This window comes from Burkholderia sp. AU15512, from assembly GCF_002223325.1.
GTDB lineage: Bacteria > Pseudomonadota > Gammaproteobacteria > Burkholderiales > Burkholderiaceae > Burkholderia.
The window spans coordinates 2,116,375-2,136,917 of sequence record NZ_NKEX01000003.1 but is presented as its reverse complement, the minus strand read 5'-3'; the positions used below and the strand labels follow the sequence as shown (position 1 = coordinate 2,136,917).

The following is a 20,543-nucleotide window of genomic DNA, read 5'->3' as shown; positions in this document are numbered from 1 at the left end:
GCAATACGGTCGACGGGGTGTTCACGACCGTTCAGGACGTCGCGCAGACGGTGTTGTTCCTGTCGGCCTTCCCGAGCGCCGCGCTCACGGGCCAGTCGTTCATCGTCAGCCACGGCTGGTTCATGCAGTGATGCGGGGGGGCGGGCGGGGTCGCTGCTCGCCGGTCAATGGCATAAAAAAACGCGCTCCTCGGAGCGCGTTTTTCATTTTGGCAGGGCGGGGCCGATGACGGCTGCCGCCTGCTCTTGCCGCATTACTTCAGGACGGCTGCGACAGCATTGGCGACCACGTCGAGATTGCGCGTGTTCAGTGCTGCGACGCAGATCCGGCCCGTGCCGACTGCATAAATGCCGAACTCATCGCGCAGGCGATCGACTTGTGCCGAGGTCAGGCCCGAATACGAGAACATCCCGCGCTGCGCGTTGATGAAGCTGAAGTCGCGATCGACGCCGCTTGCCTTCAGGCGCTCGACGAGACCATTGCGCATTGCGCGGATGCGATCGCGCATTTCACCGAGTTCCTGCACCCACGAAGCGTGCAGTTCCGGCGATGCGAGCACCGCTGCGACCACGGCGCCGCCATGGGTCGGCGGGTTCGAGTAGTTCGTGCGGATCACGCGCTTCAGTTGCGACAGCACGCGCGACGCTTCTTCCTTGCTCGACGTGATGATCGACAGTGCGCCGACGCGCTCGCCGTACAGCGAGAACGACTTCGAGAACGACGACGACACGAATGCGTTCAGGTCAGCCGCGGCAAACAGGCGCACGGCAGCGGCATCGGCCTCGATGTTTTCGCCGAAACCCTGGTAGGCCATGTCGAGGAACGGCACCAGGTCGCGTGCCTTCACGACGTCGACGACCTGTTGCCATTGCGCTTCGGTCAGGTCCACGCCGGTCGGGTTGTGGCAGCACGCGTGCAGCACGACGACCGTACCTGCCGCGTAGCTGTTCAGTGCCGACAGCATGCCTTCGAAGTTCACGCCGTTGGTGGCGGCGTCGTAGTACGGGTATGCGACGACTTCGAAGCCGGCTGCTTCGAACAGCGCGCGGTGGTTTTCCCAGCTCGGATCGCTGATCGCGACCTTCGCGTTCGGGTTCAGGGTGCGCAGGAAATCCGCGCCGATCTTCAGTGCACCCGTGCCGCCCAGTGCCTGGGCCGTGACCACGCGGCCGGCTGCGATCAGCGGCGAGTCATTGCCGAGCAGCAGCTTCTGCACGGCCGCATCGTAGGCGGCGATACCGTCGATCGGCAGGTAGCCACGCGGCAGGCCGGCCTCGACACGTGCCTTCTCCGCATCGCGAACCGCGCGCAGCAGCGGAATCTTGCCTTCTTCGTTCGTGTACACACCGACGCCGAGGTTGACCTTGGTCGGACGCGCATCGGCGTTGAAGGCTTCGTTCAGGCCCAGGATCGGGTCGCGGGGAGCAAGCTGGACAGCGGAGAAGAGCGACATGATGATTCGGCAGTAGTGAAAAGAGGGTCAGGCTTTCAACGGGCGGGGCGGGCGCGGTGGATGGACCGCGCGCAGGCAGGCACGACGCCGGAAAGCGCAGCAGCCTGACATTGTAGCGAATTCACGCAGGCGGGGGCGGCGTTTCGGCGGCGAAATTCGGCCGGGAATCGCGATTTCGGGCGGCTGTCGCGCGTCAGGAGCCGGCAGCAGTTCGCGAGGCCGCGAAGCGCTAGAATGCTTTCTTTGCCCTCGCTCCGGCCGCATTCCATGTCCGAACATAAAGCCGAAACCGGCGACGCGCTCGACGAATCGAAATTCGTGACCTTCGAAGGGTCGCCGTTCCAGCTGTATCAACCCTATCCGCCCGCAGGCGACCAGCCGACCGCGATCGAGACGCTCGTCGAAGGGGTCGAGGACGGTCTCTCATTCCAGACGCTGCTCGGCGTGACGGGCTCGGGCAAGACCTTCACGATGGCGAACACGATCGCGCGGCTCGGCCGCCCGGCGATCGTGTTCGCGCCGAACAAGACGCTCGCCGCGCAGCTCTACTCGGAATTTCGTGAGTTCTTCCCGCGCAACGCGGTCGAGTACTTCGTCTCGTACTACGACTATTACCAGCCAGAAGCGTACGTGCCGCAGCGCGACCTGTTCATCGAGAAGGACTCGTCGATCAACGAGCACATCGAGCAGATGCGGCTGTCCGCGACGAAGAGCCTGATGGAGCGCCGCGATGTCGTGATCGTCGCGACGGTGTCGGCGATCTACGGTATCGGCAACCCGTCCGAATACCACCAGATGATCCTGACGCTGCGCGCCGGCGACAAGCTCGGCCAGCGCGACGTGATCGCGCGGCTGATCGCGATGCAATACACACGCAACGAGCAGGACTTCCAGCGCGGCACGTTCCGCGTGCGCGGCGACACGATCGACATCTTCCCGGCCGAGCATGCGGAGCTGGCCGTGCGCGTCGAACTGTTCGACGACGAGGTGGAGACGCTGCAGCTGTTCGACCCGCTGACCGGGCGCGTACGGCAGAAGATCCCGCGCTTCACCGTGTATCCGTCGTCGCACTACGTGACGCCGCGCGACACCGTGATGCGCGCGGTCGAGACGATCAAGGACGAATTGCGCGAGCGGCTCGAGTTCTTTCACCGCGACGGCAAGCTCGTCGAGGCGCAGCGCCTCGAGCAGCGCACGCGTTTCGATCTCGAGATGCTGCAGGAGCTCGGCTTCTGCAAGGGCATCGAGAACTACTCTCGGCATTTCTCGGGCGCGGCGCCCGGCGACCCGCCGCCGACCCTCGTCGACTACCTGCCGCCCGATGCGCTGATGCTGCTCGACGAATCGCACGTGCTGATCGGCCAGTTGAACGGCATGTACAACGGCGACCGCGCGCGCAAGGAAAACCTCGTCAACTACGGGTTCCGGTTGCCGTCGGCGCTGGACAACCGGCCGCTCAAGTTCCCGGAGTTCGAACGCAAGATGCGCCAGGTCGTGTTCGTGTCGGCCACGCCGGCCGACTACGAGAAGCGCGTGACCGGGCAGATCGCCGAACAGGTCGTGCGGCCGACGGGCCTGGTCGATCCGGAAATCGAAGTGCGGCCGGCGAGCTCGCAGGTCGACGACGTGCTGGCCGAGATCAACGCGCGCGTGAAGGCCGAGGAGCGCGTGCTGATTACCGTGCTGACGAAGCGCATGGCCGAGCAGCTCACCGAGTTTCTGGCCGATCATGGGGTCAAGGTGCGTTACCTGCACAGCGACATCGACACGGTCGAGCGCGTCGAGATCATCCGCGACCTGCGGCTCGGCACGTTCGACGTGCTGGTCGGGATCAACCTGCTGCGGGAAGGGCTCGACATTCCCGAGGTGTCGCTCGTCGCGATCCTCGACGCGGACAAGGAAGGCTTCCTGCGCGCGGAGCGCTCGCTGATCCAGACGATCGGCCGCGCGGCGCGGAACGTGAACGGCAAGGCGATCCTCTACGCGGACAACATGACCGAGTCGATGAAGCGCGCGATCGGCGAGACCGAGCGGCGCCGTGCGAAGCAGATCGCGCACAACGAAAAGATGGGCATCACGCCGCGCGGTGTCGTGAAGCGCATCAAGGACATCATCGACGGCGTCTACAACGCGGACGAGGCACGCGCGGAGCTGAAGGAAGCGCAGCAGCGCGCGAAATTCGAGGACATGTCGGAAAAGCAGCTCGCCAAGGAAATCAAGCGCCTCGAGAAGCAGATGGCCGACTACGCGAAGAACCTCGAGTTCGAGAAGGCCGCCGCGACCCGCGACCAACTTGCGCTGCTGCGTGAGCGCGTGTTCGGCGCGAACGTCGGCGATCACGTCAACGGCGGCCGGTAAATCTTTCCAAGCGTCACCGAAACCCTGCGGTAACGAACCTGTAAGCCTTGTCGGATCAGGGGTTTACACGGCTCTTTGTTTGTTCCGAAACAGGTTCGGTGCTAAACTTCGTGATTATTGAGAATTGTTCGCATTAACGTTCTTCGTCGCGTTAGTGTTTTCAGTGGGCCGGCCGTTAGTCGGTCCGCATGGTTCCAGATCAAATAACAAGGAGTGTCCATGTTGGGTTCTTCGTTCATCCGCACGACGGTTGCGGTAGCGGCGGCGCTTGCCGCGATGTCGGCCTCGGCTGCCGAATATCCGATCGGCAAGCAGCAGATCCAGGGCGGCATGGAAATCGGCGCGGTGTACCTGCAGCCGATCACGATGGACCCGGAAGGGATGATGCGCAAGGCGTCGGATTCCGACATCCACCTCGAGGCCGACATCCATGCGGTCAAGAACAACCCGACGGGTTTCGCGGAAGGCGACTGGATGCCGTACCTGCAGGTCACGTACAAGCTGACGAAGCAGGGCGACACGAAGTGGAAGGCTGAAGGCGACCTGATGGGCATGGTCGCGAGCGACGGTCCGCACTACGGCGACAACGTGAAGCTGAACGGCCCGGGCAAGTACCACCTGACGATGGTCGTCAAGCCGCCGATGCAGACGGGCCACATGGCGTTCGGCCGTCACATCGACAAGGAAACGGGCGTGGGCGCATGGTTCAAGCCCATTACCCTCGAGTACGACTTCCCGTTCGCCGGTATCGGCAAGAAGGGCGGTTACTGATCGGCGGCATCACGAACGGCGCGCTTCGGCGCGCCGTCGGCGTAGAGAACCCAGAATGAAAATTCCCCAGAAAATCGTTGCCGCAGCCGCTGCGTTGTGGCTTGCCGGCGCAGCGTACGCTGCCGATCTGCCGACGTTCAAGCTCGAGATGACGGACGGCAAGCTGAATCCCGCCCGCATCGAAGTGCCGGCCGGCCAGCGTTTCAAGATCGAGATCAAGAACACCGGCAAGGGCGCCGCCGAATTCGAGAGCGTGCAACTGCGCAAGGAGAAGGTGCTCGCGCCGGGCGCCGATTCATTCGTTGTCGTCGCACCGTTGTCACCGGGTGAATACAAGTTTTTCGACGATTTCCACCAGCAGGCGCAGGGCGTGATCGTCGCGAAGTAATGCGTTTTATCTGCGCGCGGGCGCACCTGCCCGGTGTACCGCGCGTCAGGAGGTATCGATGGGTCAGATCTTGTTCATCGTCTGGCGGGAGAGCGTCGAAGCGCTGCTCGTCGTCGGCATTCTCTATGCATGGCTGAAAAACGGCGACGACGACGCGCGCCGCGGCCTGCCTTTTCTCTGGGCCGGCGTCGGCGTCGGCCTGCTGATGGCCGTCGGCCTTGGTGCCGCACTGGTCGGTTTCACCGAAGTGCTGTCCGGCGACGCGCAGGACTACTTCCAGACCGCCATGGTGCTGATCGCATGCGTGCTGATCGTGCAGATGGTGCTGTGGATGCGCCGGCACGGCCGCACGCTGAAGCGCGACATGGAGCAATCGCTGCAGCAGAGCACGCGCGATTCGAACTGGTGGGGTGTCGCGGTGCTGGTCGCGCTCGCGATCGCGCGCGAAGGCAGCGAGACGGTGATCTTCCTGTACGGTCTCGGTTTCGGCCAGTCGGGTCACGTCGACGGCAGCCAGATGCTCGCGGTCGTGATCGGCCTCGGCCTCGCGTTCCTCACGTTCTATCTGCTGCAACTCGGCGGCAAGTACTTCTCGTGGCGGCATTTCTTCCGCGTCACGGAAGTGATGCTGCTGTTCCTCGGCGCAGGCCTGTTCCAGACCGGCGTCGACAAGCTGATCGACAAGGAAATCCTGCCGCTCGGCATTTCGCAGGTGTGGGACACGTCCGCGATCCTCGATGATTCGGGTACGTTCGGCTCGCTCGTCGCCACGCTGACCGGCTATCGTGCTCATCCCGCGCTGACCAACCTGGTCGCGTATGCGGTGTACTGGGCGGTGGTCTGGCTGCTGATGAAGCGCGCGAGCCGTCGTCCGGCGGTCGCGGCAGGTCGCGCGGCATGAGCGTTGTCGCCGCAGCCAAGCAGGGCTGGCTCGCGCAGGCCGGCCAATGGATGCAGCGCCACGGTGCGTTGATCCGCGGCATCCAGTGGGCCGTCGTCGCCGTCTATGCGTTCCTGATCATCGTGCCGGCGGTGTTGCCGCTGCCGGACGACTCCGCACATCTGTGGAATAACCTCACGCTGATCGCGCAATTCACGTTCTGGGGCATCTGGTGGCCGTTCGTGCTGCTGTCGATGGTGATGCTCGGCCGTGTCTGGTGCGGCGTGCTGTGTCCGGAAGGTGCGCTCACCGAATTCGCGAGCAAGTTCGGCCGCGGCGGCCCGATTCCGCGCTGGATGCGGTGGGGCGGCTGGCCGTTCGTCGCGTTCGGGCTCACGACGATCTACGGGCAGATGGTGAGCGTGTACCAGTACCCGCTCGCGGTGCTGTTCGTACTCGGCGGCTCGACCGTCGGCGCGATCGTGATCGGCTTGCTGTACGGCCGCGAAAAGCGCGTGTGGTGCAAGTACCTGTGCCCGGTGAACGGCGTGTTCGGGCTGCTCGCGCGGCTCGCACCGATGCGCTACAAGGTCGACGAGGATGCATGGCGCCGGTCGTACAAGAACGGCGAGCATGGCCATCGCGTGATTCCGATCAACTGCGCGCCGCTCGTGCCGTTGCGCAACATGAAGGGCGCGGCGGACTGCCACATGTGCGGCCGCTGCAGCGGGCACCGGGATGCGATCTCGCTGTCGTTGCGCTCGCCGTCCGACGAGGTCGTGAACCTCGGCGCGCAGCAGGCGAACCCGTGGGACACCGCGCTGATCCTGTACGGCCTGCTTGGCGTCGCGATCGGTGCGTTCCACTGGACCGTCAGCCCGTGGTTCGTGCAGATCAAGCAATGGCTCGCGGGCTGGCTGATCGACCATGACATCACGTGGCCGCTCGAGACCAATGCGCCGTGGTTCCTGCTCACGCACTATCCGGATCGCAACGACGTGTTTTCGTGGCTCGACGGCGGGCTGGTCATCAGCTACATCGTCGGCACGGGGCTCGTGTACGGCACGGCACTGCTGGTGCTGCTGGCCGGCGCGACGCTGATGCTCGGCCGCTTCGATCGCGTGCGGCTGCATCATCTTGCCCAGGCGTTGATCCCGATCGCGGGTGCGGGCGTATTTCTTGGCCTGTCGGCCACGACACTGTCGTTGCTGCGTGCCGAGCAAGTACCGCTCGGCTGGGCGACCGATGTGCGCATCGCGATCCTGGTCGGCGCCAACGCATGGAGTGCGTGGCTCGCGTGGAAAGTGACGGGCCGCTATGCGGGCTGGCCGCGCCGGCTTGCGGCATTCGCGTGGTTCGCCGTCGCGCTTGCCGTCATCGACAGCGCATGGTGGTTGATGTTCTGGGGTTTCTGAAGCGGATCGCGTGCCGCTTCGGCGGTCGCGCAGCGACGCGGTAACGAACCCGGGCGGCATGCTTCACGCGTCGGGCACCCAAACAAAAAAGCGACACGTCGAAGGACGTGTCGCTTTTTTTCTTCCTTGTGCGAGAACCAAAAAAAGTGGCTTGGCTTGCTGCAACGGCTGCTTGAGTGTGTTTGCACGAAGGGGTCTAGATCTCGCGTGCAAGCCGTTACGCTGGCTACTGCCCAACACCTCTCAGGGAGGTGGTCCCCACAATACTCTGTCTTACTTCGTCAGGATCAGTTTGCCCAACCGTGTGGCGCGCAACTGATAGGTCTCTCCGTTATGCGCGATGCTGACGTGGCTTTGGCCTTGCAGCAGCGCATCGCTGCTGACGACCCGCGTGCCTGCTTCGCGGTTGCCGGCGGGTTTCGCCGGCGTGGTGACCGCTGCCGTCTTCTGACGGCTGCTGCCTGCGGTGCCGGTCGTGCGGCGCAAGGTCAGCGTGGTCGGGGTCTGGCGCAGGGTGTCGGTCATTCGCTTGATCGGTGACTGTCGATACGATGGAATGAATTCTAAATGATAACTATTCCCATTTACAAAAACTCTTTATCGATCGAAATGGTGAGCCCGATAGCTTGAGTCAAAGGGGCGGCCCACAGGCCGCCGTCGAGTTCAGTGCAGCGGATCGGGATCCTTGCGGCCCTGCGCGTACTCGCGGATCAGGCGGACCGTGTCGATATCCGACGTGCGGTACGCTTCCTTGACGATCCCGTGCGTCTGACGCGCGTCTTCGCTGTCGTCCGTGACGACCAGCGTCGTGCGGTATTCGAAACGCAGGAACAGCTCGTGGTCGTCGCGTTCCTCGATCGTCATCGTCAGCGAGCCGCCGATCTCGCCATCGGCGGCGAGGATGTCGTAGCGAACCTGCTGGTTCGGCGTGAACGTGACGTGGTCGCGCACGGTCGCGTGACCGTAGTGCAGTTCACGTTCGAGCGTCGTGTCCGTCCGTTCGTGGACGACGCAGCTGTCGAGACCGAGCACGAACAGTTGCGGCTGTTCGGCGCGCAACACGAGACCTTCCCAGAGCTGGTCGCGGGTGAGGGTCGGCACGGCCGGATCGTCGGAATTGATCTGGATCAGATGTTCGAAGTTCAAGGGGACGGGTTCCTTCTGGTGGCGGGCGGCCACGTGGTTCAAGAAGTTATTGTGACGCAAAACGCGCGGTTTCGCGGCACCTGGGCGCCCGTCGGTGCGTCATGCTTCGATGCGCCCCATGCGACCGGTCTGGTAGTCGACGACCGCCTGCCGGATCTCTTCCTCGGTGTTCATCACGAACGGGCCGTAGCGGACGATCGGCTCGTTGAGTGGCACGCCGCCGATCAGCAGCAGGTCGAGCGACGTGCCGCCGGCGGCGAACGTGACCGTGTCGCCGTCATCGCAGTACACGACCATGTTTCGTGCGTCGACCGCCTGCCTGGCGGGCCCGTAGAGTCCTGTTCCGTCGATCGGATAGGCGAACACACGATAGCCTGCCGGGACGGTCTGCGTGACCGTTGCGCCTGGTTGCAGCGTGAAATGCTGGTAGAGGATCGGTGTGCGTGTCTCGATCGCGGCGCGGACGCCGAACGCTTCGCCGGCGATCACGCGCACCCGTGCGCGGCCGTCAGGTGAGGTGGCGGTCGGGATGCGATCCGCGGGGATCTCCTGGTAGCGCGGCGCGATCAGCTTGTCGCGGCGCGGCAGGTTGACCCACAGCTGGAAACCGTGCGAGCGGCCGCCTGCTTGCGCGAATTCCGGATCCGGCATCTCGCTGTGCACGACGCCGGCGCCCGCCGTCATCCATTGCACGTCGCCCGGGCCGAGCGTGCCGGCATGGCCGGACGAGTCGCGATGGCGGAAGCGCCCGTCGAGGGCGTAGGTCACGGTCTCGAAGCCGCGATGCGGATGGTCGGGGGCGCCCTTGGCTTCGCCGGGCGCGTAGTCGACGGGGCCCATTTCGTCGAGCAGCAGGAACGGATCGAAATCCATCAGCAGCCGGGTCGGGAACGGGCGATGAACCACGAAGCCGCCGCCTTCGGTCGTGCGAAGCGCGGGGTAGGTGCGGTCAAGCGAGCGAGCGGTCGTCATGCGGATACCCTCGAAATCAACGGAATAGCGTTATTTTTGAAACATAGCGCTATTATATTGGGCGTTTTACCGTTCAATTCGCGAAGGTTCGCAATGGATTGTTCTGAAATTGGAACGATGACATGAATATCGATGCACATAACCTGAACGACCTCATGTACTTTTCGCAGGTCGTCGAACATGGCGGTTTCTCGGCCGCGGAGCGCGTGCTGGGCATCTCGAAATCGCGCCTGTCGCGGCGCCTGACCGAACTCGAGGCGGCGCTCGGCGTGCGCCTGCTGCAGCGTTCCACCCGCAAGCTCGCGCTGACCGAGGCGGGGGAGCTGTTCTACCAGCATTGCCAGGCGATGCTGGCCGAAGCGCAGGCGGCGATGAACGCGGTGCAGCAGTTGCGCTCATCGCCGCGCGGATCGGTGCGCGTCAGCGTGCCCGTGACGCTGTCGCAGACGATGCTGTCGCGCATCCTGCCCGAATTCCTGCGTCGCTATCCCGAGGTGAAGGTGCACGTTCGCGTGACGAATCGCGTGATCGACCTGTTCGAGGATTCGATCGACGTCGCGCTGCGCGTGCGCTCGGAGCCGCCGCAGAACGCGAACATCGTCGTGCGGCCGCTGTGGCGCACCGAGCAGATGCTGGTCGGCGCGCCGAGCCTGCTGAGCCAGAATGCGCCGCCGCTGGTACCGGACGACCTGAGCGGCTTCGAGACACTCGATACGCCGAGCGTCGACGGGCGGCACCTGTTCAACCTGATCGCGCCGGACGGAACGCGTCACGTGCACGAGCACGACCCGCGGCTCGTGACGGCTGACCTGATGACGATCCGTGAAGCCGTGCTCGATGGCCTCGGCATCGCGGCATTGCCGGAGATGATGTACGGCAACGCGCTGAGGGCGGGGCAACTGTCGCCGGTGATGCCGGGCTGGACGTTGCCGGTGCCGCAACTGTATGCGGTGTTCGTGTCGCGGCAGGGGATGCCGCCGGCGGTGCGTGCGTTCGTCGACTATCTGGTCGAGAAGCTCGATCATGGCGCCTACCAGGATCCGGGGTGCCCGGAACGCGCGAAGAAGGAAGCGGCGGCCGATGTTTCGGCGACCTGAACACGACGCGCACGGCGACGCAAATTTGTTTTGTCATTGAAGCGTCGCCTGCAATCGCAAGTTTCAATCGCCGGAACCTTGAATGCGTGTGCGCGCGGGCCTATATTGAAATCCCATTTCGTGAAGGAAGTTCTGAGCGAAATCAGGTGGCCGCATATATTGCGAGCCAGATAGGGCAGAACGCGCAGTCCGTGCAGACCACGGCAGAGTCGCATTTGCGTTGCTCGAGGCGCAACCGATACCGCCAAAGAGCCCGCCGCCCGAAGGCGCCCGCGTGCGCATGAAAAAAGGCCTTCATCTGGCGATGAAGGCCTTTTACTTTGTGCGCGGCCGGCTAGGTGCGGCCGGCGATGCGCTACCGCAAGACGTGCGCGCGTTACTTCGCTTTCGCGCCCGGCTCCGTCACGAAGCCGAGCTTCGTCAGGCCGCCTGCCTGCGCATCCGACATCACTTCCGCGACGTGTTCGTACGCGACCTTGCGATCCGCGCGAAGGTGCAACTCCGGCTGGGGCGTGCGCTTTGCCGCTTCCGCGATGCGTTCCTGCAATTGTGCGCGCGTGACCGTGTGGTCGTCCCACAGGATCGTGCCGTCACCCTGGATCGCGACGTCGACCGTCTGCGGCTTTTCGTCGACGGGCTGGCTGCTGGCGTGCGGCAGGTCGATCTTCACCGCATGCTGCATCGCCGGGATCGTCACGAGGAAAATGATCAGGAGTACGAGCATGACGTCGACGAGCGGCGTCATGTTGATCTCGCTCATCACTGCATCGTCGTCATCGTCGCTGAAACCGGTGTTCATTGCCATGGTTCACCCCGCCTCAGCTGGCGCGCGTCGCGAGACGCAGGCCGTCGCGCGTCGACGACGAGGCCAGGCTCGCGCCCGTCACGAAATACGCATGTAGACCGTGCGCGAAGCGGCGCAGCTTGCTGACGACGCCCTTGTTCGCGCGGGTGAGTGCGTTGTAGCCGAGCACCGCCGGGATCGCGACGAACAGGCCGAAGGCGGTCATGATCAGCGATTCGCCGACCGGGCCCGCGACCTGGTCGATCGACGTCTGGCCGGATGCGCCGATTGCGAGCAGGGCGTGGTAGATCCCCCAGACCGTACCGAACAGGCCGACGAACGGCGCGGTGCTGCCGATCGACGCGAGGATCGCGAGACCGCTCTGCATGCGCGAGATGCCTTCGTCCATCGTGTCCTTCAGGCAGCGCGTGACCCAGTCCGACACGTCCATGCGATCGTGCAGGTGCGGTTGCGTCTGGTGGTGGTGATCGGCGGCTTCCTTGCCCGACAGCGCGAGCGCGAGGAACGGGTTGTCGTTCGGCGTCGATGCGGCGAGGCCGAGCTTCTTGATGCCGTCGTCGAAGTTGTCCGAATGCCAGAATGCCTGTTCGGCGTTCTTCGTCAGGCGGTTCAGGCGAATCACGTTCCAGCCCTTGATGACGATCACGATCCACGACAGGACCGACATCACGAGCAGCGTGATCGCGATGGCGCGCGTGACGAAATCACCTTGCGCCCAGACGTGCGCGATACCGTAGCTTTGCATTTTCTTGTTTCCTTTGAATCTACCGAATATGACGGGTTAGTCGTCAAGCGTGAAGTTGAAGGGCAGCGTATGGGCGGCGCGGATCGCCTGGCCGTTCTCGATATACGGCGGGCAGGTGCTCGCGCGCGTCGCCTCGAGCGCGGCTTCGTCGAGACGCGGGTAGCCGCTGCTCTTCTGCAGCTGGACGCTTTCGATCTTGCCCGTCACGCCGATGATGAAGTGAACATAGGCCGTGCCCGTTTCGCCGCGACGGCGCGACATCGACGGATAGGTCGGCTTGACGAAATTGCAGGTGAGCGCCGACACGTTCTTCGGCGCGCTGACCTGCATCGTCTCGCGCGCGGGGCCGGGTGCTGCAGCCGGGGCAGCAGGCGCCGGCGCGGCGGGAGCCGGTGTCGGATCGGCCACTGCCGGCGCGGGCGTCGGCGACGGTGCCTGCGAGACGGGCTGAGGCGTCGGGACCGCCTTCTGCACCGGCTTCGGCTCGACCTTCGGCTTCACGCGCGGCGTGGGCTTGGGCGGCGTAGGCTGCTGCGCGGCCGACTGGACCGCGACCGGCTGGGCAGGAGGGGCAGGCGGAATGAGCTGCGCGGTGATCGACTGAACCTCGATCTCCTTCGGCGGCGGCGGCGCGTTGCGATGGAGCCAGGCGGCCGTCAGCATGATCGCATGTGCGGCAAGCACACCGACCGCGACGACGATCACTCGGGGATTCATACGTGGTGCAGCCGGCACGGCGCCGGCAGGAGCGAGATGCGAAGCCTGCATGTTAGCTTGAAAGAACGATGTCGCACCCGGGGCGCGGCGGGTGAATCGGCATCACTTGCGGAAGATCAGCAGCGAGATGCAAACGGTGGTCACAAATCCGATCAGCAATTCCATGACAGGCTCCTTGGCAGGTAAGCCGCTGGCTCGCGCAGACGGTGGCTTGCTGACGGTCAAAACAAAAAATGCGGCCTGGGCCGCATGCGCACACTCGGCGCCGGTCAGGCGGCCTTGCGTTCGTAGAACGTGACCGGGATCGGGTGAGCGTGATGCTCGACACCGCACCGGCTCGCGCAGACGCCCTGTTCGGCCATGAGGTCGCGTACGGACTCCTCGCACTTGCCGCAGCACGTGGCCACGCCAAGCTCGAACTGGAGTTCATCGAAAGAGTTCACGCCCTCTGCGAGGGACGCGCGAATCTTGCGATCGGAAACAGACTTGCACACGCAGACGATCATGATGAGTTGCGATAGCTAACGGTAATGCGAATTATTATCATTAAATTTGCGGACGTTGACAAGCCTGGGGCAGGCTTTTTTTAAGGGTATCGGACCCTTGAAACGTCGGGAGGGTGGAGCGGCACGCGGAAGAGGGCGTACCGGCCGGTATCAGGCGGTCGCGCAGGCGCGCGCGTTCGGCGAGGAAATGGTGACGGATTCGACCGGCGCAGCGAGGCCGAGCAGCGTCGAGGCGAGCACCTGCAACTGGCGGCCGTCGCTGGTCGAGCAGAAGCGGGGCGGTGCCGCGCGCGTGCCGGCCGGTGCGCGCAGGTGGCGTTCGTCGAGCACCCGCACGAGCTGGCGCGCGATCGCGTCGCTGGTGTCGACGAGCGTCAGGCGGTCGCCCACAAGGTCACGAATCGTTTCGGTGAAGAACGGGTAATGCGTGCAGCCGAGTACCAGCGTATCGGCGCCGTCGTCGAGCATCGGTTGCAGGTAGCTGTCGAGCAATGCGCGCAACGCGGGCGAATTCGTATCGCCGCGCTCGATGGCTTCGACGAGCCCGTGGCCGGGCTGGCAGATGAAGCGGCGGCCGGCGCCGTAGCGGTCGAGCAGCGCCTGGAAGCGCGGGCTGTTCAGCGTCGACTGCGTGGCCAGGACGCCCGCGACGCCGCTCGCGGACACGGCGGCGGCCGGCTTGATGCCCGGCTCGACGCCGACGAGCGGCATCGACAGATGTTCGCGGACCGTGGCGATCGCACGTGCGGTCGCCGTGTTGCACGCGATGACGAGCGCTTTCGCCCCTTCGCGGGCCAGCCACTCGCCGATTGCCAGCGTGCGTTCCGTAATGAACGCCTCGTCGCGCGGACCATACGGCGCATGGTGCGAATCGGCGACGTAGATGAACGATTCGTCGGGCAGTTTCGCGCGCACGGCGCGCAGCACCGACAGGCCGCCCAGCCCTGAATCGAAGATGCCGATGGGCGCGACGGTCGTGGCCGTCGCAGGAATAGCGGAAGGTGTCGACATGAACGGGCCGGGGGCGGTAACGGGAAGCGTGGAGCGAGTTTACTCCGGCGACCCCATCATCGTTTGCTGGTAGTTCTGCAGGCCGACCTTGCCGATCAGGTCGATCTGCGTTTCCAGCCAGTCGATGTGCTCTTCGGTGTCGTCGAGGATCTTTTCGAAGATCTCGCGCGACACGTAGTCACGCACCGATTCGCAGTAGGCGATCGCTTCCTTGCAGGTGGACTGCGAGATCTGTTCGAGCTTCAGGTCGCACTTCAGGATCTCTTCGGTTTCCTCGCCGACGAGCAGCTTGTGCAGATCCTGCAGGTTCGGCAAGCCGTCGAGCATGAAGACGCGCTCGATCAGCCAGTCGGCGTGCTTCATTTCGCCGATCGACTCGTCGTACTCGTGCTTGCCGAGCTTCTCGAGGCCCCAGTGCTTGTACATGCGCGCATGCAGGAAGTACTGGTTGATCGCCGTGAGTTCATTCTTCAACTGGGCGTTCAGATATTCGATGACTTTCTTGTCGCCTTGCATGGCTTGTTCCTTGTTCAGTGGGGCTTCAGAAACCGAACGATAATCGCTCGAACGAGAAAAGCCAAGCCTCGAAGCCTTGCCGGGCCTGCCTTTTGCGTGTAATGAGAATCAGCCTCGAATATCCGGCCACGCACCATAATGAGAATGAGAAGTAAAAAGGCCGGACTCGCGTCCGGCCTTTCGTTCGATCGCGCTTAAGCGGCTGCGACCGGGATCTTGCCGATCTTCGCTTGCCACTCCTTCGGACCGGTCTGGTGCACCGACGTGCCCGACGAATCGACGGCGACCGTCACCGGCATGTCCTGCACGTCGAACTCGTAGATCGCTTCCATGCCGAGGTCTTCGAACGCGAGCACCTTCGCACCGCGGATCGCCTTCGACACGAGGTAAGCCGCGCCGCCGACGGCCATCAGGTAGGCCGCCTTGTGCTTCTTGATCGCGTCGATCGCGACCGGGCCGCGCTCGGCCTTGCCGACCATCGAGATCAGCCCGGTTTGCGCGAGCATCGTCTCGGTGAACTTGTCCATGCGCGTGGCCGTCGTCGGGCCTGCCGGGCCGACCACTTCGTCGCGGACCGGATCGACCGGGCCGACGTAGTAGATCACGCGGTTCGTGAAGTCGACCGGCAGCTTCTCGCCCTTCGCGAGCATGTCGGCGATGCGCTTGTGCGCCGCGTCGCGGCCGGTGAGCATCTTGCCCGACAGCAGCAGCGTCTGGCCCGGCGTCCAGCTCGCGACTTCTTCCGGCGTCAGCGTGTTCAGGTCGACGCGCTTGCTGGTTTCCGTGTTCGGTTCCCAGTTGACCTTCGGCCACGCGTCGAGCGACGGCGCTTCAAGCTTGGCCGGGCCCGAGCCGTCGAGCACGAAGTGCGCGTGGCGCGTCGCCGCGCAGTTCGGGATCAGCGCGACCGGCTTCGATGCCGCGTGCGTCGGTGCCGCCATGATCTTCACGTCGAGCACGGTTGCCAGGCCGCCGAGGCCCTGCGCGCCGATGCCGAGCGCGTTGACCTTCTCGTGCAGCTCGACGCGCAGTTCCTCGACCCAGTCCTTCGGGCCGCGCGCGATGATTTCCTGGATGTCGATCGGCTCCATCAGCGATTCCTTCGCCATCAGCATCGCCTTTTCGGCGGTGCCGCCGATGCCGATCCCCAGCATGCCAGGCGGGCACCAGCCCGCACCCATCGTCGGGACCGTCTTCAGCACCCAGTCGACGATCGAGTCGGACGGGTTCAGCATCACGAACTTCGACTTGTTCTCCGAGCCGCCGCCCTTCGCCGCGACCTGCACGTCGACCTTGTCGCCCGGCACGATCTCGTAGTGGATCACGGCCGGCGTGTTGTCCTTCGTGTTCTTGCGGGCGCCTTCCGGCGGATTGACGATCGACGCGCGCAGCACGTTGTCCGGGTGCGTGTAACCGCGACGCACGCCTTCGTTGATCATGTCGGTGAGGCCCATCGTCGCGCCGTCCCAGCGCACGTCCATGCCGACCTTCACGAAGATCGTGACGATGCCGGTGTCCTGGCAGATCGGGCGGCGGCCTTCCGCGCACATGCGGCTGTTCGTGAGGATCTGCGCGATCGCATCCTTCGCGGCCGGGCTCTCTTCCAGTTCGTACGCGCGGCCGAGGGCCTGGATGTAGTCGAGCGGATGGTAGTAGCTGATGTACTGCAGCGAATCCGCGATGCTCTGGATCAGGTCTTCCTGTTTGATGACGGTCATGGCTGAGACTCTGTGGGGACTGTGGGGAATGCGTTTATGCGTTGACGGCTGCGTCGGCCGGCTTGCGGGGCTCGTTCGCCGCGGGCGCGTGCGCGCCGTGGGCGTGCGGCTCGTGGAAATGGGCCGGGTGCGTGTGCGTCGTCAGGCGGTCGACCCACGCCATCACGAGCGCCGACACCAGGAACGACACGTGGATGATCACCTGCCACATGATCGCGTGCATCGTGTGCTGGTCGGGGTTGATGAACGTCTTCAGCAGGTGGATCGACGAAATGCTGATCAGCGCCATCGACAGCTTGACCTTCAGCACGCCCGCGTTCACGTGGTCGAGCCATTCGGGCTCGTCGGGGTGCCCCTCGATGCCGAGGCGCGACACGAACGTCTCATAACCGCCGACGATCACCATGATCAGCAGGTTCGAGATCATCACCACGTCGATCAGGCCGAGCACCGCGAGCATCACGCTGATTTCGTCGAGGCTCGTCGCATGCGACAGCAGGTGCCAGACTTCCTTCAGGAACAGGAACACGTAGACGGCTTGCGCAACGATCAGGCCGAGGTAAAGCGGAACCTGGAGCCAGCGGCTCATGAAAATCAGCGCGGGAAGGGGGCGAAGCGGGCGACGCGCGGGGCGGCCGGGCGAATGCGGGGCAGACATGGTGGACAGTCGGGCGCGGTGCGCAGGTATCGGGGGTAATCTTGAAAAGGCGCGCTATTGTAACGCGTCGGCCGGCGCGATTGCAGTGACGCGCCGGCGCTGCCGGGGACGGATCAGGAGGCGGCGGCCGGCACGCGTTTCACGCGCAGGCTGGCCAGCACGATGCCGGTGACGACGCACGCGAGCGCGATGCCGTGGGCGAGCGTCGGGCGCTCGCCGAGGAACGCGATGCCATACGCGGCGGCCGCGACCGGCAGCACCGCGCTGAACACGCCGGCAAGGCTGCCCGGCACGTGCCGGATGCCTTTCATCCACAGCCAGAACGAGAAGATGCTGGCCGACAGGCCATACCAGACGACGAGCGCCCAGGTGCCGGCCGGCACGCTCGCGTAATCGAAATGCCACATGGCCGTCGCGCCGAGCGGCAGCATCAGGCACAGGCCGAACAGGTGCGTGTACGCGCAGATGTCGATCGGCGCGAGCGTCTGCGTGAGGCGGCGCGACAGGATCACGTAGATCGATTCGCAGCACACCGCGCCGAGGATCAGCAGGTTGCCGGTCAGCGACGACGTGCCGTGCCCGGCCGCGCTGCCGTTCGCGAGGTTGATCGTCACGACGCCGGCGATCGCGAGTGCGATCGACACGAGCGCACGGCCGTTCGGTTTTTCACGCAGGATCAGCCACGCGAACAGCGCGACGATCGCCGGGATCGTGCTGGTGATCACGCCGGCCGCGACCGCGCTCGTGCGCTGCACGCCGTTCAGCATCAGCAGCGTGAACATGAAGGTGCCGAAGAACGCCTGCAGGAACAGGTTCAGCCATTCGCCGCGCTTGACCGTGCGCATTTTCACCGGACTGAACAGCGGCCACAGCACGGCGATCGCGATTACGAAGCGCAGCGTGGCGAGGATGGCGACGGGAACGAAGACGACGATCGATTTACCGATACCGACATTGCTGCCGACGAACAGCATCGACAGCACGAGAAAGAAAGCGTAGCGATTCAAGCTGGAATCCGGAAGGCGAGTTCAGTTAGGATTGTAGGGTCGCGCTCGTTACAGCGTAAAGCTGCACGCGGGCGCCGCCCGAAGGGCGAAACGGCCGTGCCGCGTAAGTGACGGGTAAGTTCGAGCGCTTATCGTGGAAACTGTCGGGTCGCCCGGTCGCCATCGTGTGACGTGGTGCGGCGCAGCATCGCGCAGCGGCCTTCGGGCCGTGCGCGGGTGGTGGGTAGGAGACAGCGGCGCGCTTGCGCCGGCCAAGACGCGCGGCGCGCACGATCGCGCCGCCATGCAGAGGATTCATGTTCACCAAGGGGTAGTCGATGTCTGCGATTGAATCGGTTCTTCACGAAACCCGTCAGTTTGCGCCGCCCGCGGCGCTCGAACAGGCGGCGACCATTTCCGGCATGCCGGCCTATCGTGCGCTCGCCGCCGAAGCCGAGAACGATTACGAAGGATTCTGGGCGCGTCTCGCGCGCGAGGGTCTGGCGTGGCACAAGCCGTTCACGAAAGTGCTCGACGAGTCCAACGCGCCGTTCTACAAGTGGTTCGACGACGGCGAGCTGAACGCGTCGTACAACTGCCTCGACCGTCACGTCGAAGCCGGTAACGGCGAGCGCGTCGCGGTGATCTTCGAAGCCGACGACGGCACCGTGACGCGCGTCACCTATGCGGATCTCCTCGCACGCGTATCGCGGTTCGCGAATGCGCTCAAGAAGCGCGGGATCGGCAAGGGCGACCGCGTCGTCATCTATATCCCGATGTCGATCGAAGGCATCGTCGCGATGCAGGCCTGCGCGCGCATCGGCGCGACGCACTCGGTCGTGTTCGGCGGCTTCTCCGCGAAGTCGTTGAACGAGCGGCTCGTCGACGTCGGCGCGACCGCGCTCGTCACGGCCGACGAGCAGGCGCGCGGCGGCAAGACGCTGCCGCTGAAGAGCATCGCGGACGAAGCGATCGCGCTGGGCGGCTGCGAGGCCGTGAAGAGCGTGATCGTCTATCGCCGCACCGGCGGCAAGATCGACTGGCACGCCGAGCGCGACCTGTGGATGCACGAACTGACGGCCGGCGAATCCGACCAGTGCGAGCCGGAATGGGTCGGCGCCGAGCATCCGCTGTTCATCCTGTATACGTCGGGCTCGACCGGCAAGCCGAAGGGCGTGCAGCACAGCACGGGCGGCTACCTGCTGTGGGCCGCGCAGACGATGAAGTGGACCTTCGACTGGAAGCCCTCCGACGTGTTCTGGTGCACGGCCGACATCGGCTGGGTCACCGGCCACACGTACATCACGTACGGCCCGCTCGCCTGCGGCGGCACGCAGGTCGTGTTCGAAGGCGTGCCGACCTACCCGGACGCCGGGCGTTTCTGGAAGATGATCGGCGACCACAAGGTCACCGTGTTCTACACCGCGCCGACCGCGATCCGTTCGCTGATCAAGGCGGCCGAGGCCGACGACAAGGTGCATCCGAAGAGCTACGACCTGTCGAGCCTGCGCATCATCGGCACCGTCGGCGAGCCGATCAATCCGGAAGCATGGATGTGGTATCACAAGCACGTCGGCCAGGAGCGCTGCCCGATCGTCGACACGTGGTGGCAGACCGAGACGGGCGGCCACATGATCACGCCGCTGCCGGGCGCGACGCCGACCGTGCCCGGTTCGTGCACGCTGCCGCTGCCGGGCATCATGGCAGCGGTGGTCGACGAAACCGGTCAGGACGTGCCGAACGGGCAGGGCGGCATCCTCGTCGTCAAGCGCCCGTGGCCCGCGATGATCCGCACGATCTGGGGCGACCCGGAGCGCTTCAAGAAGAGCTACTACCCCGAGGAACTCGGCGGGCGCCTGTATCTGGCCGGCGACGGCACCGTGCGCGACAAGGACACCGGCTATTTCACGATCATGGGCCGGATCGACGACGTGCTGAACGTGTCGGGCCACCGACTCGGCACGATGGAAATCGAATCGGCGCTGGTCTCGCACGAGCTCGTGGCCGAGGCGGCCGTGGTCGGCCGTCCGGACGATACGACGGGCGAGGCGGTGGTTGCGTTCGTGGTGCTGAAGCGTTCGCGTCCGGAAGGCGAGGAAGCGGCGGCGCTGGCGAAGACGCTGCGCGACTGGGTCGGCAAGCAGATCGGGCCGATCGCGAAGCCGAAGGACATCCGCTTCGGCGACAACCTGCCGAAGACGCGCTCGGGCAAGATCATGCGGCGCCTGCTGCGTTCGCTCGCGAAGGGCGAGGCGATCACGCAGGATACGTCCACGCTCGAGAACCCGGCCATCCTCGAGCAGCTCGCCGAAGTGCGCTGATCGTACCGGTTGCGCATCACGCGCACGAGCCCCTGCGCGGCAATCCCGATTGCCCGCGCAGGGGCTTTTTGTTACATAAC

The 20,543-nt window shown here is 64.8% G+C and carries 20 protein-coding genes and 1 pseudogene; 8 read left to right on the top strand and 13 right to left on the bottom strand.

The window, feature by feature from the left end; all coding sequences use genetic code 11:
- Nucleotides 1–131, top strand: a pseudogene (locus CFB43_RS37660) (3-hydroxybutyrate dehydrogenase); the annotation flags it as partial.
- Between the two features lie 122 nt (nucleotides 132–253).
- Here the strand turns inward: CFB43_RS37660 and CFB43_RS12520 are convergent.
- Nucleotides 254–1,453 carry an amino acid aminotransferase gene (locus tag CFB43_RS12520; protein ID WP_089495227.1) on the bottom strand — a complete coding sequence of 400 codons (1,200 nt, stop codon included), beginning with the start codon at nucleotides 1,451–1,453 and terminating at the stop codon, nucleotides 254–256.
- Between the two features lie 267 nt (nucleotides 1,454–1,720).
- Here CFB43_RS12520 and uvrB point away from each other — a divergent pair, with 267 nt between their 5' ends.
- The 5 genes from uvrB to CFB43_RS12495 all read left to right on the top strand — a co-directional run bounded on the left by uvrB (nucleotide 1,721) and on the right by CFB43_RS12495 (nucleotide 7,265).
- A complete protein-coding gene (uvrB, locus tag CFB43_RS12515; protein ID WP_089495226.1) occupies nucleotides 1,721–3,811 on the top strand; it encodes an excinuclease ABC subunit UvrB in 2,091 nt (696 codons plus the stop codon).
- A 219-nt stretch (nucleotides 3,812–4,030) separates the two neighbouring features.
- A complete protein-coding gene (locus tag CFB43_RS12510; protein ID WP_021163417.1) occupies nucleotides 4,031–4,582 on the top strand; it encodes an iron transporter in 552 nt (183 codons plus the stop codon).
- A 55-nt stretch (nucleotides 4,583–4,637) separates the two neighbouring features.
- Nucleotides 4,638–4,970 carry a cupredoxin domain-containing protein gene (locus CFB43_RS12505; protein ID WP_027786891.1) on the top strand — a complete coding sequence of 111 codons (333 nt, stop codon included), beginning with the start codon at nucleotides 4,638–4,640 and terminating at the stop codon, nucleotides 4,968–4,970.
- Nucleotides 4,971–5,028: 58 nt separating this feature from the next.
- Nucleotides 5,029–5,871, top strand: coding sequence for an FTR1 family iron permease (locus CFB43_RS12500; RefSeq protein WP_027784952.1), 843 nt, complete (start codon nucleotides 5,029–5,031; stop codon nucleotides 5,869–5,871).
- Nucleotides 5,868–7,265 carry a 4Fe-4S binding protein gene (locus CFB43_RS12495; protein WP_089495225.1) on the top strand — a complete coding sequence of 466 codons (1,398 nt, stop codon included), beginning with the start codon at nucleotides 5,868–5,870 and terminating at the stop codon, nucleotides 7,263–7,265. Before CFB43_RS12500 ends, CFB43_RS12495 begins: the two co-directional genes overlap by 4 nt.
- 273 nt (nucleotides 7,266–7,538) lie before the next feature.
- Here CFB43_RS12495 and hemP read toward each other — a convergent pair whose 3' ends face one another.
- From hemP to CFB43_RS12480, 3 genes are all read right to left on the bottom strand, one after another.
- Nucleotides 7,539–7,790 (bottom strand): hemin uptake protein HemP, encoded by a 252-nt coding sequence (gene hemP, locus CFB43_RS12490; protein WP_089440628.1) that lies wholly within the window; start codon nucleotides 7,788–7,790, stop codon nucleotides 7,539–7,541.
- A gap of 138 nt (nucleotides 7,791–7,928) precedes the next feature.
- Complete coding sequence (locus CFB43_RS12485; protein WP_039370078.1) at nucleotides 7,929–8,411, bottom strand: SRPBCC family protein; 483 nt, start codon at nucleotides 8,409–8,411, stop codon at nucleotides 7,929–7,931.
- Between the two features lie 99 nt (nucleotides 8,412–8,510).
- On the bottom strand, nucleotides 8,511–9,383 hold the full coding sequence (locus CFB43_RS12480; protein ID WP_089495224.1) for a pirin family protein: 873 nt from the start codon (nucleotides 9,381–9,383) through the stop codon (nucleotides 8,511–8,513).
- Nucleotides 9,384–9,505: 122 nt separating this feature from the next.
- On the opposite strand from CFB43_RS12480, the gene CFB43_RS12475 reads away from it, so the two are divergent.
- Nucleotides 9,506–10,480, top strand: a complete 975-nt coding sequence (locus CFB43_RS12475; protein ID WP_089495223.1) for a LysR family transcriptional regulator — start codon at nucleotides 9,506–9,508, stop codon at nucleotides 10,478–10,480.
- 376 nt (nucleotides 10,481–10,856) lie between these two features.
- Here CFB43_RS12475 and CFB43_RS12470 read toward each other — a convergent pair whose 3' ends face one another.
- The 9 genes from CFB43_RS12470 to CFB43_RS12430 all read right to left on the bottom strand — a co-directional run bounded on the left by CFB43_RS12470 (nucleotide 10,857) and on the right by CFB43_RS12430 (nucleotide 18,163).
- Nucleotides 10,857–11,285: an ExbD/TolR family protein gene (locus CFB43_RS12470; RefSeq protein ID WP_039370086.1), complete on the bottom strand. Its 429-nt coding sequence runs from the start codon at nucleotides 11,283–11,285 to the stop codon at nucleotides 10,857–10,859.
- Nucleotides 11,286–11,298: 13 nt separating this feature from the next.
- Nucleotides 11,299–12,030: a MotA/TolQ/ExbB proton channel family protein gene (locus tag CFB43_RS12465; RefSeq protein ID WP_089440626.1), complete on the bottom strand. Its 732-nt coding sequence runs from the start codon at nucleotides 12,028–12,030 to the stop codon at nucleotides 11,299–11,301.
- Between the two features lie 36 nt (nucleotides 12,031–12,066).
- The gene (locus tag CFB43_RS12460; RefSeq protein WP_089456529.1) at nucleotides 12,067–12,798 is read right to left on the bottom strand and encodes an energy transducer TonB; all 732 of its coding nucleotides are present in this window, start codon (nucleotides 12,796–12,798) and stop codon (nucleotides 12,067–12,069) included.
- Nucleotides 12,799–13,016: 218 nt separating this feature from the next.
- Entirely contained in the window at nucleotides 13,017–13,253 is a 237-nt protein-coding gene (locus CFB43_RS12455; RefSeq protein ID WP_039370093.1) for a (2Fe-2S)-binding protein, read from the bottom strand.
- A gap of 150 nt (nucleotides 13,254–13,403) precedes the next feature.
- Complete coding sequence (gene murI / locus CFB43_RS12450; RefSeq protein WP_089495222.1) at nucleotides 13,404–14,264, bottom strand: glutamate racemase; 861 nt, start codon at nucleotides 14,262–14,264, stop codon at nucleotides 13,404–13,406.
- Nucleotides 14,265–14,303: 39 nt separating this feature from the next.
- Nucleotides 14,304–14,780, bottom strand: coding sequence for a bacterioferritin (gene bfr / locus CFB43_RS12445; RefSeq protein ID WP_011352652.1), 477 nt, complete (start codon nucleotides 14,778–14,780; stop codon nucleotides 14,304–14,306).
- Between the two features lie 194 nt (nucleotides 14,781–14,974).
- Entirely contained in the window at nucleotides 14,975–16,498 is a 1,524-nt protein-coding gene (locus CFB43_RS12440) for a fumarate hydratase (RefSeq protein ID WP_039370104.1), read from the bottom strand.
- A gap of 34 nt (nucleotides 16,499–16,532) precedes the next feature.
- On the bottom strand, nucleotides 16,533–17,156 hold the full coding sequence (locus CFB43_RS12435) for a TIGR00645 family protein (protein ID WP_039370107.1): 624 nt from the start codon (nucleotides 17,154–17,156) through the stop codon (nucleotides 16,533–16,535).
- Nucleotides 17,157–17,269: 113 nt separating this feature from the next.
- Nucleotides 17,270–18,163 carry a DMT family transporter gene (locus CFB43_RS12430; RefSeq protein ID WP_071333524.1) on the bottom strand — a complete coding sequence of 298 codons (894 nt, stop codon included), beginning with the start codon at nucleotides 18,161–18,163 and terminating at the stop codon, nucleotides 17,270–17,272.
- A gap of 317 nt (nucleotides 18,164–18,480) precedes the next feature.
- On the opposite strand from CFB43_RS12430, the gene acs reads away from it, so the two are divergent.
- Nucleotides 18,481–20,463, top strand: a complete 1,983-nt coding sequence (gene acs, locus CFB43_RS12420; protein WP_089495221.1) for an acetate--CoA ligase — start codon at nucleotides 18,481–18,483, stop codon at nucleotides 20,461–20,463.
- The last annotated feature ends 80 nt before the right edge of the window (nucleotides 20,464–20,543 follow it).

Coding starts and splice junctions, on each gene's coding strand:
- CFB43_RS12520 (WP_089495227.1), bottom strand. CDS start 1,453: ATGTCGCTCTTCTCCGCTGTCCAGCTTGCTCCCCGCGACCCGATCCTG.
- uvrB (WP_089495226.1), top strand. CDS start 1,721: ATGTCCGAACATAAAGCCGAAACCGGCGACGCGCTCGACGAATCGAAA.
- CFB43_RS12510 (WP_021163417.1), top strand. CDS start 4,031: ATGTTGGGTTCTTCGTTCATCCGCACGACGGTTGCGGTAGCGGCGGCG.
- CFB43_RS12505 (WP_027786891.1), top strand. CDS start 4,638: ATGAAAATTCCCCAGAAAATCGTTGCCGCAGCCGCTGCGTTGTGGCTT.
- CFB43_RS12500 (WP_027784952.1), top strand. CDS start 5,029: ATGGGTCAGATCTTGTTCATCGTCTGGCGGGAGAGCGTCGAAGCGCTG.
- CFB43_RS12495 (WP_089495225.1), top strand. CDS start 5,868: ATGAGCGTTGTCGCCGCAGCCAAGCAGGGCTGGCTCGCGCAGGCCGGC.
- hemP (WP_089440628.1), bottom strand. CDS start 7,790: ATGACCGACACCCTGCGCCAGACCCCGACCACGCTGACCTTGCGCCGC.
- CFB43_RS12480 (WP_089495224.1), bottom strand. CDS start 9,383: ATGACGACCGCTCGCTCGCTTGACCGCACCTACCCCGCGCTTCGCACG.
- CFB43_RS12475 (WP_089495223.1), top strand. CDS start 9,506: ATGAATATCGATGCACATAACCTGAACGACCTCATGTACTTTTCGCAG.
- CFB43_RS12470 (WP_039370086.1), bottom strand. CDS start 11,285: ATGGCAATGAACACCGGTTTCAGCGACGATGACGACGATGCAGTGATG.
- CFB43_RS12465 (WP_089440626.1), bottom strand. CDS start 12,030: ATGCAAAGCTACGGTATCGCGCACGTCTGGGCGCAAGGTGATTTCGTC.
- CFB43_RS12460 (WP_089456529.1), bottom strand. CDS start 12,798: ATGCAGGCTTCGCATCTCGCTCCTGCCGGCGCCGTGCCGGCTGCACCA.
- CFB43_RS12455 (WP_039370093.1), bottom strand. CDS start 13,253: ATGATCGTCTGCGTGTGCAAGTCTGTTTCCGATCGCAAGATTCGCGCG.
- murI (WP_089495222.1), bottom strand. CDS start 14,264: ATGTCGACACCTTCCGCTATTCCTGCGACGGCCACGACCGTCGCGCCC.
- bfr (WP_011352652.1), bottom strand. CDS start 14,780: ATGCAAGGCGACAAGAAAGTCATCGAATATCTGAACGCCCAGTTGAAG.
- CFB43_RS12440 (WP_039370104.1), bottom strand. CDS start 16,498: ATGACCGTCATCAAACAGGAAGACCTGATCCAGAGCATCGCGGATTCG.
- CFB43_RS12435 (WP_039370107.1), bottom strand. CDS start 17,156: ATGTCTGCCCCGCATTCGCCCGGCCGCCCCGCGCGTCGCCCGCTTCGC.
- acs (WP_089495221.1), top strand. CDS start 18,481: ATGTCTGCGATTGAATCGGTTCTTCACGAAACCCGTCAGTTTGCGCCG.